We start from the raw sequence: 12,122 nt of genomic DNA, 5'->3' as shown, positions 1-12,122 counted from the left end.
GAGGAGAACAGCATGGCAATCACCCCTCGCTTCACCCGCACCGCCGCGATCGTCGCCGTCGGCGCGGTGTCGGCCTTCGGCCTCGCAGCCTGCTCATCCGGTGATTCCGGAGACGACGGCGCCGGCGGCGAACCCGTCACGATCGAGTACCTGCACCGTCTTCCCGATGGAGAGGGCATGACCCCGACGTCCGAGATCGTCGATCGCTGGAACGCCGAGCACCCCGACATCCAGGTCAAGGCGACGAAGTTCGACGGCAAGTCGAGCGACATGATCCTCAAGCTCGAGACCGACGTCAAGGCCGGCAACGGGCCCTGCCTCGCGCAGACGGGCTACTCCGAGGTCCCCCAGCTGTTCGTCAAGGGACTGCTGCAGGACGTCGCGGACGAGGCCAAGAAGTACGAGGACGACTTCTCGGCCGGAGCCTTCAGTGGCATGAAGGTCGGCGACGCCATCGTCGGCCTCCCCCAGGACACCGGACCCCTCGTGTACTTCTACAACGAGGCCGAGTTCCAGGCGCTCGGGCTCGATGCCCCGAAGACGCTCGACGACCTGACGGCGGACTCCGCCACGGCAGCGGCTGCCGGCAAGTACGTCACGGCGTTCACCCCCGATGAGGCGCAGAACTGGCTCGCCGCGCAGTCGGCTGCGGCAGGCGACACCTGGTTCAGCACCGCCGGCGACGAGTGGAAGGTCGACGCCGAGGGTGCGGGCTCCGAGCGCGTCGCCGCGTTCTGGCAGGGCCTGCTCGACGGCAAGCAGACCCTCGCGACCGAGCGCTGGGGCGAAGGCTTCACGGCCGCCCTCAACGACGGCAGCCTCATCGGCCACGTCGGCGCGGCATGGGAGGCCGGATTCCTCCTCGACTCGCTCGACGGCACCCCGGCAGAAGGACAGTGGCGCGTCGCCCAGCTCCCCGACTTCGGTGCCGGCGCCATGAGCGGCCCCGACGGCGGTTCCGGTGTCTCGGTCATGAAGGGCTGCGAGCACCCCGCCGAGGCGATGGAGTTCAACGACTGGTTCAACACCCAGGTCGACGACCTCGCGTCGCAGGGCCTCGTCGTGGCCGCGAAGGGCGACGTGGAGACCCCCGAGAAGATGCTGCGCCAGTTCGGCGGACAGGACGTGCTCGCCGAGCTCGGCACCGCCACCGAGAACCTCAACCCCGACTTCCCCTACGCGCCGGGCTTCTCGACGCTGTCGAAGATGAACGAGACCGCAGCGGCAGCCGTGGCCGGCACCGCGACGGTCGCCGACATCTTCACCACGGCGCAGGACACGGCAGTGGCCTCTCTGAAGGACCTCGGCCTCCCGGTCGCGGAGTGACCGGGCGAGAAGGCATCATCGGATGATCGACGGCGGAGTGCACGCGCAATCGTGCACTCCGCCGTCGTCTTGACATCGAGAGGCGACACCATGGTCACAGTGACCGAGACGCGGGGCGCGGCACCGGAAGCTCCGCCGCGCAGCCCCACGGATCCGGCCCGCAGACGCCGGTTCGGAACCCGGAGGGAAGGCCTCACGGGCTGGCTGTTCATGACGCCATTCGCGGTGCTGTTCGTACTGGTCTTCCTGGTCCCGATCATCGTGTCGATCCGGTCGTCGTTCTTCGCACAGGTTCCCGCGGGTGACGGACTCTACGGCGGCGGTGAGCTCGTCGACACGTTCGTCGGTCTGGAGAACTTCATCACCGCCGCGACCAACGGGGCGTTCTGGACCGGCATGGGTCGCGTGGTGCTCTATGCCGCGCTGCAGATCCCGGTGATGATCCTCGTCGCCCTCGGACTCGCCCTGCTGCTGGACTCGTTCATCGTGCGCCGTCCCACCCTCTTCCGGCTCTCCTTCTTCCTCCCCTACGCGGTTCCCGGCATCATCGCGGCGATGATGTGGCTGTACCTCTACACCCCGGAGGTCTCACCCTTCCTGCCGTTCCTCCCCGAGGGCACCGACTTCATGGCGCCGGGAACGATCCTGTTCTCGATGGCGAACATGACGACCTGGACCTACACGGGGTACAACATGCTCATCTTCCTGTCAGCACTGCAGGCCGTCCCCCGTGACCTGTACGAGGCCGCGCGCCTCGACGGCGCGTCCGGCTTCCAGATCTCGATGCGCATCAAGGTGCCGCTCGTGCGGGGAGCCGCGCTGCTCGCCGTGCTGCTGTCGATCATCGGCACCATCCAGCTGTTCAACGAGCCGGTCGTGCTGCAGGCCGCGAACTCGTGGATGGGCAAGGACTTCACGCCCATGATGCTCACCTACAACACGATGATGGGCGAGATCTCGCCGTCCGGTAGCGGCCCCGCATCGGCATACTCCCTGCTCATGGCTCTGATCGCGGGTGTGCTCGCGATCGTGTACGCGCTGCTGCAGCGACGAAAGGGCGACGCATGACCACCACGCGCCTCATCACCACGGAGTCGTCCACGCGTCGACGCCCTCGCCGTCCGCGCGATGCGGATGCTCCGCCGCCCTCCATCGCACCGAGCCCGCTCACGCGGGTGTTCGGCATCATCGCACTGGTCGTGGCGACGCTCTACTTCCTGGTGCCGGTGTATTGGCTGATCGTCGCATCGACCAAGAACAACACCGACCTGACCTCGACCTTCGGCTTCTGGTTCGCCGACTGGAACCTCGGCACGAACTACGACAGCCTCATGAACTGGACACAGGGGCTTTTCTGGCGGTGGGTCGGCAACTCGATGCTGTACTCCGTGAGCGCGGGCGTCATCGGCACCCTGTTCGCGGTGATGGCCGGTTACGCGATCGCGAAGTTCGCCTTCCCCGGCAAGCGCATCGCGGTGGGTGTCATCATGGCGGGGCTCCTGCTCCCGGTCGCACTGCTGACCGTTCCGCTGTACATCGAGTTCCAGGCGCTCGGACTCACCAACACCGTCTGGGCGATCATCATCCCGTCTGCGGTGTCGCCCTTCGGCGTCTTCCTCGGAATGGTCTACGCCCAGTCGTCGGTGCCGACCGAACTGCTGGAAGCCGCCCGCATCGACGGTGCCGGCGAGGCGCGCATCTTCTTCACGATCGTGATGCGGCTTCTGAGTCCGGCGATGGTGACGATCTTCCTGTTCATCTTCGTGGCCACGTGGAACAACTTCCTGCTGCCGCTCATGATGATCTCGAGTCAGGATCTGAAGCCCGTGACCCTCGGGCTCTACGGGATGGTGAGCTACTTCGCCCCGGACAAGGGAGCCGTCATGCTCGGCGCGCTGCTCGGAGTCATCCCGCTCGTGCTGTTGTTCTTCGCCCTGCAGAAGTACTGGCGCTCCGGCCTCGCCGCCGGCGCTGTGAAGGGCTGATCCGGTCCCCACCCGTCGGCCCCCGCACGGCACCCCGTCCGCCCTCGGCACTGCGCCGAGGGCGGACTTCTGCGTGTGGGGAGGTGATTGCGCCCGTGATCTTCCTCCCGACGGGGAGAAGTCCTCCCGTAAGGGTGGGCCTGAGGAGGGCCCGAGGAGGGTGGGCATGGCCCGGCCCGCCGCAGGCCCCTTGCATGTGCTGTCCTCGTGGGGAGGAGAGCTCTTCAACCGGCGGCAACTGCGGGAGGAGACCACCGCCCAACGAGGAGAACTCCTCCCGACACGGAGAGCTCCTCTCGACGAGGCGAACTCCTCCCGACACGGAGAGCGGGCCGGCACCGTGACACACGGAAAGAGGCGGTCCGGGAGGGATGCTCCCGGACCGCCTCTGCTCATCACGCGAGGGGTCAGCTGTGGCGGCGCCTCCGCAGCCACAGGGTCAGACCGAGGCCCATGGCGGCGAAAGCCGCGAACGCCGCGCCCGCCCAGATAGCGCCGTCAGCGCCGGTCGTCGCGAGGTTTCCGCCGCTGCTGCTTCCAGCTGCTGCGGTGACCGCGAGATCGCCCCTGGCAAGCTCCACGCCCTGGGCATCAGTCACGACGAGAGCGTGTGCTCCGGCCGGCGTCGCCGCGGGGATCGTGACCGTGGCCACCGCATCGCCCTCGGCCGACACCGTCACCTCGCCGATGCGCACCGGTTCGGAGTGCAGCCAGAGCTGCACCAGAGCGTCGGGCTCGAAACCGCTCAACTGCACGGTCACGCTCGCTCCGGCGACAACCGAACCGATGGAGGCCGTGACGGTCGCCTTCTTCCCCGGCTTCGCCTTCTTGACCTTCAACGGTGCGCTCGCGAGTTCGGCGCCTGCCGCATCCCGCACGATGACCCGGTGCTTCCCGACCTCGGTGTTCGTCGGGATCAGCAGCCGCGTCGTCAACGCACCCTCCGCATCGACCGTGGCCTCCGTCAGTCTGGAGCCGTCGAGCCAGACCGAGACCGTCGACCGCGGCGCGAAGCCCGTGAGCGCCATGCCCACCGTCTCGCCGGCGCGCACCGTGTCGCTGTCGAGCCCGAGCTTCGGGTCGATCACCGGGTTGCACGCACTCAGGTCATCCGCAGGACGGGTCGCCGGGGCGTGGCCGGCCCGCGGTGCAGAGGATCCGTAGACGGCCATCTCGGCGACTGCGGCGAACTGTGTTCCCGAGATCGACGAGAGCGCCGTCACGCGGATGTAGCGAGCCGTGGTCTCCGCGAAGTCCACGTCCTGCCACTCGGCGATGTTCTTCCACTCCCCCGAGGCGACGGGTGTGTACGCCTGTCCGTCCGTCGACACCGCGACCTCGTATCCCTTGATGGGTCCGTTCTGGTTGGCACCGCGACGCAGGTACGAGATGCCGTCGACCTGCTCGGCAGCACCGAGGTCGAACGTCAGCACGTGCGGGTACGAGGTGGCCGCCGAACTCCACCGACTGTGCCAGAAGGTGCCGGCGTTGCCGTCGAGCATGTTCGCGGCAGCGCCGTCTTCGCCCGAGGTCTCCTCCGAGCTCGCCGTCGCGGAGATCTGCGCGTTGGGGATGCGTGCCCGCGAGGACACCGACACCTCCTGGGTCGTGCTGACCGTACGCACATCGCAGTCGGCGAGATACGTCGCCGCTATCCCGATGCCGACCGTCGTACCCGCCGCCTCTGCCGGCGCGGTGACCAGCCAGGTGGTCTCCACACTGTCGCCGGCCGCGACCTCGTCGAACAGGTTCGACGAACCGTCGGCGACCTCGACCACATAGCCCTCCGGAACCTCGAGCTGCACGCCGATGTTCTCCACGGCGATCGACTCGCTGTTGGTGAAGGTGGTCGTGAACGCGGTCTGTGCCCCGGGGCTCAGGACGCCCGCTTCGCCCGAGACGGTCGCGCAGGGCGTGCCGCCGGCCGTGGGGCCGAGGTCGGTGACGGTGAAGTCGTCCAAGACGAAGTCCACGTCCGGTCCGCCCACGCGCTCGAGTCCCACCCAGGTGTAGTCGCCGCAGCCGACGATCACGTCCTGCGAGAACGGCGTCGTCTCCAACGCCTGCGTGATGCCGGTGCGACTGAGCGTGGTCGAGGTGACCTTGCCACCCGCCACCGCATCGGTGCCGGTGAGCCAGCGGTACGCCCCGCTCGCGCCGGCCTGATAGTCGAAGCCGATGCGGTACGAGTGCCCGGCCTGCAGCGGCACGAGCGTCGGATCCGTGCGGTAGACGACCCCGCTGTTCTCGGAGTGCGACATGAGCGAGTGGTCGCCGTTGAGCGTCGTGTCGACGGCCAGACCGGCGAGGGGCCCCGCATCGAACGGCTTGGCGGTGTTGCGCCACTCGCTGCTCGCGTACGGGTCATGCCGGCGCGAGATGCTGGTGCGCGGGTCGTCGATGCCGTTGGCGTCGCCCTTCACGAACGGTCCCCAACCCGCCTCGTTGCCCTCGAAGTCGTTCGAGTACACCGTGCCGGGTGCGAACGGGCCGGTGGTGTCGGCGGTGACACGGGCATTGTCGATGCGCACCTTCGCGTCGCCGGCGACGGCACCGATCGAGACCCTCACCTCACCGGACGCCGGAGCGAGGAACGACGTCGAGCCTCGCTGGTAGTACTGGCCCGCCTTGGAGTCGGCGCGCATGTAGTTGTACGTCGGGGAGAGGTTCCACGTGCGCGTCACCGCCCCGGAGCCGGTGTCGACCGAGACGCTCACGTCACGGGTCGCGGTCGGATCGATCTGCACCTGAGCCGAGAACGCGTACCGCTGGCCGGGGGTGAGCCCGGTCACGGTCTGCGAGATCGACGAGGCAGCGGGGCCGAACACGGCGATGTTGTCGCCGCGGGACTCGTTCTTCGCACCGCCGAGGTCGGTGCGCTCGATCGTCACATCGCCCTGCGGGTTCCACACATCGAGCGAACCGGAGTTGAACCCCGGGTCGTCGAGACCGGCATCGCGGTACTCGACCGCCGCGCGCTGTGCGCCGCCCTGCGGCACCACGACGTAGGCCGCGCCCTTGTCACCGCTGAGCGTCAGCTCACCGCCGTTCGCGGTGGCCGTACCGACCTTGACGCGGCCCTGGTCACCGAGTTCGAAGACATCGAAGGTGGTGTTGCCCCGGAACGCGTCCGTGAGACCGAAGGTCTTCTCGCCGCCGGATGCGGAGTAGAAATACATCTTGTCGGCATCGACGGGCGAGCCGGCGTCCTGGTTCGACGCCAGCGACTGCCACGGAAGCAGGTAGGAGTCGCCGCGCAGCACCGTCGCGCCGTCCATGGTGACGACCCTGGTGCTGCCGTCCATCCGCACGGCCACACCATCGGTCAGAGTCGCCTCCGCACCGGCCTCGTAGGTCAACAGGTCGAAGTGCTGCAGGAACTTGGTCGGCAGGCTCTGCGTCCAGATGTTGTCGATGAAACCGTCCCAGTTGCGGTTGCCGACCCATCCCTCGGCGTCGACCAGACGCTGCTGGCCGAGCAGGGCGTCGTTGTTCCAGACGTCGGCCTGCCCGTTCTGGATGAAGCGCACCATCGTGGAGTTGATGCCCTTGTTGGTCACGCCCCCGTAGCTGAGGTCGTTCGGCCAGTGCGACCAGACCGTGCTGTCGACGAACTTGTCGCCCCACTCCGTCGCGACCTCGAGGTCCATGCCGTTCAGCTCGTCCGCGAGCTCCTCGGCGACCCACCCGTTGGAGTAGTACACGTCGATGTAGACGCCGCTGAGGCCGGGGACCTCGTCGCGCAGCTGCTGGAAGCGGTCGAGCACGCGCCCCGTGCCGAGGTCGGCCTGCTGGTTGATGTAGTACGACTGGTCGAGCCAGTTCCAGCCCGGCTTGTAGGGCGCCGCTCCGTCGATGATCGCGGAGTCGAACGCGTTCGCCTGCGGATACATCTCCGTGGCGTTGACGTGCACGCTCATGTCGGCGTTGAGCTTCGCCCCCTCGTCGACGAGGTTGTTCAGGTCGGTCAGCCCACCCGCGCGCTCGTTGTAGTTCCCGCCGTAGTCGGTGTTCGCGGAGTCATGGCCTTCGCTGCCGTAGCCCTTGTTGAGCACCCACTGTCCGAGGCCGTCGGTCTGGTTCGCGATGCGCTTGGTGTTGTCGAGGGTGAGGTCGAAGTAGTTCGTCGCGCTGGAGGCGAAGTTGAACGGGATCCTGCTGACGACGCGCTCTGCGACCCGGTCGGCGCCGAGACGCGGGGTGTCGACCTCGCGGTAGCGGATCGCCGCGTCCTGCCAGTCGACCGCCGCGTCACCGTTGCGGTCGGCGGCGAGGAGCACCGTGACCTTCGGCAGCGCGTAGGTGGTCACGCGGCTGTCGACGGCGGTGGTCGGGTGGATCAGCCAGGCGCTGGATCCGATCTCAGCGGTGCGTCCCGCCGTCTCGGTCACGCGCGTGGTCAGGCGCGTGTTCCAGGAGGCTGTGCCACCGGATGCCTGCGTCGTCGCGTTGGTGATGACACTGCCGACGAGCGCACCGTTGCCCAGGAAGGCGAAGGCCGCCCCCTTCTGGCCCGTGGCCGTCGAGGCGTTGACCGCGATGTGCTCGTCGGCGTTCTTCGTGCTGTCGGGGCTGATCACGGTGCGGTCGAGCGCTGCACCGGCATCCGCGGCGCTCACGGAGAGGAACGCGTTGTCCGGGAGTCCGAGCGTGGTCACGGTGGCCCCGCCTTCGACAGCGGTGACCTCGAACCCGACGGTCCCGTCCTTCGCGACGCGGATGCTGCTGCGCACGGTCACGTCGATGCCGGTGAGCGTCGACACGTAGTCGACCCCGGTCGCCGAGGATGTCGAGGTGGTCGTCGACGGATAGGTGGTGCCGTTCACCGACCAGGTCTTCGCGGAGCTGCGCTGGCCGGCGATGCTCTCCCCGCCCACCCGGTATCCGGTGATGCGGGGGAACTCGGTCGACACGATGGCTGTCGTACCGCCGGCGGCGATCTCGACGGTCTCGTCGGTGTCGGGCGTCTCCGGTTCGGTGACGATCGGAGGCAGCGGCTCGTCGGAGAGGACCTCGATCTCACCCGCGCCTCCCCCGGTGGTGCCCTGCGCGTCGATCACGAGCAACGCCACGTAGCGGCCGTCCTTGGCGGAGTCCAGGGTGATGCGCTGCTTCTCGTCGTTCGCCGTCGGTGCGTGCAGCGTCGCCGTTGCCGAGGCCGCTCCCCATCCGCCGTCGGCCGGAGAGTTGCGCGCGACATCCGCGTCATCGGTCACATAGACCTCCACCGTCTTGGCGGCGACGCCCTGACCCTTCTTGACCGAGTAGTCGAGGGCCTTCACCGAGAGCGAGCGCTGCAGGTCGACGACGATCCAGTGCGGGAACGGGGCGTTCGCGGAGTACCGCGAGGTCCACTGCGTCGCGAAATCGCCGTCGAACGCCCCCAGCGCGGTGCCGTCGAGCGACGGCGGCGCCGGATAGGGGTCCGACTCGCTCGAGACCGCGTGCAGGCGATAGTCGGTCTTGGGCACCGGAACGAGGTCGGCGGCCTGCGCGGCCGTCGCCGGGGTGAGCACACCGCCGATTGCGAGCGCGGTCGCCAGCACGGAGCTGAGAGCGACGGCGGCGCGGGGCGGTCGGGAAGGTTTCGACACGTCTTGCCTCTCGATCGGAGCGACGTCGGGAGGAGGGACGCCCCGGTGCGCCGCAAGTGGTCATCGACGATCCACATCGATGTTTGCGCTATCACTGTAGGCGCACGTGGTCGCCTATATCAAGGCTTTTCGCCAGGCGAGCGCAAACATGCGTCGAAGTGCTGCGGCAGCGAAACCCATTCTCCGCGCCGAGACCCACCCTCACAGCCGCCTGAGACGATGGGTCTCGGCGCGGAGGATGGGTCTCGGAGCAGCAGCAGAGCGGTCAGGAGCCGATGAACTCCTCGGTCTCGCCGAAGGAGGGCTGCTCGCGGATCTCGACCGTCGCGCCGAGTCCGTCGGTGTCGAGCACCACGATCTCGTTGCGGCCCGTCCGCCACAGCGGCGCCGGTGCGTACAGCGTCTCCTGCGGTCCGATCTTCCAGTACCGGCCGAGGAGGAATCCGTTCAACCAGACCATGCCCTTCGAGCCGTCGGGAAAGGCGAGCCAGGCGTCGAGCGGTTCGGCGATATCGAACGAGGCCACGGCGACCCCGTCGGCGGCGGGGTCGGCGGAAGGGGAGGTCGCCGCAGGAGCGTCGTGCGGGATCAGTCGATGCGTCCACCCGTTGACCAGTCGGCGACCGATCATCACGCCACGCATGATGCCCTTGCCCTCGCCGGTGTAGGGGCCGTAGTTGATGCGACCCAGGCTCTCGACGACGATGACGAGCCGGCCGACGCCACCTTCGCGCGGCAGGGGCAGAGACGTCTCGCCATCACGCTCGAGCACGCCGAGCCGAGCGCCGTCGAGGAACACCACTGCCCGGTCGTGCAGTCCGTCGACAGTGAGCGTCGCATCGGCGGGGAAGGACACGTCGGCCTCGTAGGCGACGAGCCCGTCTTCGGCGCCGAGCTCTTCGAAGGTGCGTGGTCGCGGCGAGACCTCGCCTGACGCGGGAAGCGAGGAGACCAGCTCGCTCAGGGAGGAGCGACGGTCGAGCGCTGCGGTCGCCGCACCCTGCCGCCGCGGCGCCGCGGGCACAGGCGGAAGAGCAGCTGCATGGAAGGGCGCGAACATCGCCCGGAGCGCATGGAACTTCTCGTTGAGGGTGCCGTCTTCGCCGATCGGCGCATCCGAGTCGTAGCTGGTGACGGTCGGCTGCAGCACCTGATCGTGATTCGCCCCGTTCCAGAAACCGAAGTTGGTGCCGCCGTGCGCCATGTAGAGGCTCACGGATCCGCCCGCACGCAGCAGCTCCTCGATGGTGCCGCCGGCACTCGCGGCCGAACGCACGTGGTGCCGCTCCCCCCAGTGGTCGAACCACCCGCCCCACAGCTCACTGCACATGAGCGCGTCGCCGTGACGACGCAGCTCCACCGCCTTCGCGACACCGGTGCCGAAAGTGAATGTCGCCATGGCCCCAGGCACACTGCCGTGCTCGATCATGTCGCTCGTGATGCCGTCGGCGGTCGTGAGCATCTCGACCATCCCGCGGCGGCGCAGTCCGTCACGCAGATGCGCGAGGTAGGCGGGATCGCTGCCGAACGACCCGTACTCGTTCTCGACCTGAATCGCGACGACGGGTCCGCCGTGGGCAGCCTGCAGCGGGACGAGGCGGGGGATCAGCTCGTCGTACCAGGCGTCGATGGCCGCGAGGAAGTCGGCATCGCTCGTGCGCAGAGCAGCCACGCGGCCGGACAGCCAGAACGGGATGCCGCCGTTGGACCATTCCGCGCAGATGTAGGGGCTCGGCCGCAGGAAGACATCCAGGCCCACCTCTCCGGCGAGGCGGATGAAACGCTCGATGTCGCGCCAGCCGTCGAAGCGCACATCGCCCTCGACGCGTTCGTGGAAGTTCCACGCGACATACGTGTCGACCGTGTTCGCGCCCATCGCGGCGAGGCGGCGGAGGCGGTCCTCCCACTGGTCGGGATGCACCCGGAAGTAGTGGATCGAACCGGCGATGATGCGGTGCGCGACGCCGTCGCGAAGGATCTCCCCGTCGCGCCAGGACAGGGCGGGAGCGCCGATCGGCGGCACGGCGGCCCGAGTGTCGACGGCAACGGACGCGGCGTCGACAGCCGAGGCGAGAAGGTCAGGCATAGCGCTCCAAGTACGAGTGTTTGCGTTCACATTATCGCATCACGATACTCCGCGCCTCCTGGATTCACGCCGATTGATCGCTACCATTGAGCACATGTCACCTCGTCGCCCGAGAGACGACCGCGCCCCCAGCCAGGTCGATGTCGCCCAGCTTGCCGGTGTCTCCACACAGACCGTCTCCCGCGTCATGTCGGGGCAGGACAACGTGCGCCCCGACACCGCCAGGCGCGTGCTGGCAGCGGTCGAGGAACTGGGCTACCGGGTGCACGCCGCTGCCGCCTCGCTGGCGTCCGGTCGCACACGCGTGCTGGGTGTGATCGTCGTCTCCACCGACCGCTACTCGTCGGCAGCGCTCGGCGTCGGCATCCAACAGGCGGCGGCGGCGAACGGATACACGGTCTCGACCGCAGCCGTCGCCGATCACGCGTCGGCCGAGGCCTTCCTCGAAGCCTTCGACCGACTCGAGCGCCAGGGAGCCGAGGGCATCATCCTCGGAGTGCCGCTCGAACTCGAGAGCCCGGCCATGAGGGCGCGCACCGAGCGCACGCCCGCGACCCGCAGCGAGCGCACCTCTCTCGAAGAGGATGCACCGCTCGCCGTCGATCAGCGCGCGATCGCCCGCCTCGCGGTCGAACATCTCCTCGACCTCGGCCACAAGACCGTGTGGCACGTGTCGGGCGACGACTACTGGACCGAGACGCAGCAGCGCAGCGAGGCGTGGGAGCAGACGCTCCGCGACCGCGGGATCGTGCCCCCGCCACTGATCCCCGCCGACTGGACACCCGAGTCGGGCTACCGCGCCGGTCGGACGATCGCCGCCATCCCCGAGGCCACGGCCGTGTTCGTCAGCAGCGACGAGATGGCGTTCGGCCTGATCCGCGCGCTGCATGAGGCCGGACGCAGCGTTCCGGACGACGTCTCGGTGGTGAGCGTCGACGACATCGCCCTCGCCGCCTACGCCTCCCCGGCACTCACCACCGTCCGCCAGCCCTTCGAGGCGATGGGCCGCGCGGCGGCGCTCCGGGTGATCGCGCAGATCGAGGGCCATGAGGCGGTGGGCGAGATGCCCTCCACCGATCCTCAGCTCATCGTGCGCTCGTCGACGGCCCCGCCGCGGTCGGCGCGCTGATC

6 protein-coding genes are annotated in these 12,122 nt (G+C 68.5%); 4 read left to right on the top strand and 2 right to left on the bottom strand.

All coding sequences use genetic code 11. The features are described from left to right. Nucleotides 1-12 precede the first annotated feature (12 nt). From ABRP18_RS02640 to ABRP18_RS02630, 3 genes are all read left to right on the top strand, one after another. A complete protein-coding gene (locus ABRP18_RS02640) occupies nucleotides 13-1,326 on the top strand; it encodes an ABC transporter substrate-binding protein (RefSeq protein ID WP_046746513.1) in 1,314 nt (437 codons plus the stop codon). A 90-nt stretch (nucleotides 1,327-1,416) separates the two neighbouring features. Further along, nucleotides 1,417-2,394, top strand: a complete 978-nt coding sequence (locus tag ABRP18_RS02635) for a carbohydrate ABC transporter permease (RefSeq protein ID WP_127011708.1) — start codon at nucleotides 1,417-1,419, stop codon at nucleotides 2,392-2,394. Further along, nucleotides 2,391-3,311, top strand: coding sequence for a carbohydrate ABC transporter permease (locus tag ABRP18_RS02630; RefSeq protein WP_349885483.1), 921 nt, complete (start codon nucleotides 2,391-2,393; stop codon nucleotides 3,309-3,311). Before ABRP18_RS02635 ends, ABRP18_RS02630 begins: the two co-directional genes overlap by 4 nt. Before the next feature lie 407 nt (nucleotides 3,312-3,718). Here ABRP18_RS02630 and ABRP18_RS02625 read toward each other — a convergent pair whose 3' ends face one another. Together ABRP18_RS02625 and ABRP18_RS02620 are read right to left on the bottom strand one after the other, a co-directional pair. Further along, the gene (locus tag ABRP18_RS02625) at nucleotides 3,719-8,905 is read right to left on the bottom strand and encodes an endo-alpha-N-acetylgalactosaminidase family protein (RefSeq protein WP_349885482.1); all 5,187 of its coding nucleotides are present in this window, start codon (nucleotides 8,903-8,905) and stop codon (nucleotides 3,719-3,721) included. 265 nt (nucleotides 8,906-9,170) lie between these two features. Continuing rightward, nucleotides 9,171-10,991: a beta-galactosidase family protein gene (locus ABRP18_RS02620; protein ID WP_349885481.1), complete on the bottom strand. Its 1,821-nt coding sequence runs from the start codon at nucleotides 10,989-10,991 to the stop codon at nucleotides 9,171-9,173. Nucleotides 10,992-11,085: 94 nt separating this feature from the next. Here ABRP18_RS02620 and ABRP18_RS02615 point away from each other — a divergent pair, with 94 nt between their 5' ends. After that, a complete protein-coding gene (locus ABRP18_RS02615) occupies nucleotides 11,086-12,120 on the top strand; it encodes a LacI family DNA-binding transcriptional regulator (RefSeq protein WP_058631644.1) in 1,035 nt (344 codons plus the stop codon). Nucleotides 12,121-12,122: the final 2 nt, after the last annotated feature.

The sequence above is a fragment of the Microbacterium sp. WHRI 7836 genome, assembly GCF_040223885.2.
Taxonomy (GTDB): Bacteria; Actinomycetota; Actinomycetes; order Actinomycetales; family Microbacteriaceae; genus Microbacterium; species Microbacterium oxydans.
This window is presented reverse-complemented; position numbering and strand designations above follow the sequence as displayed.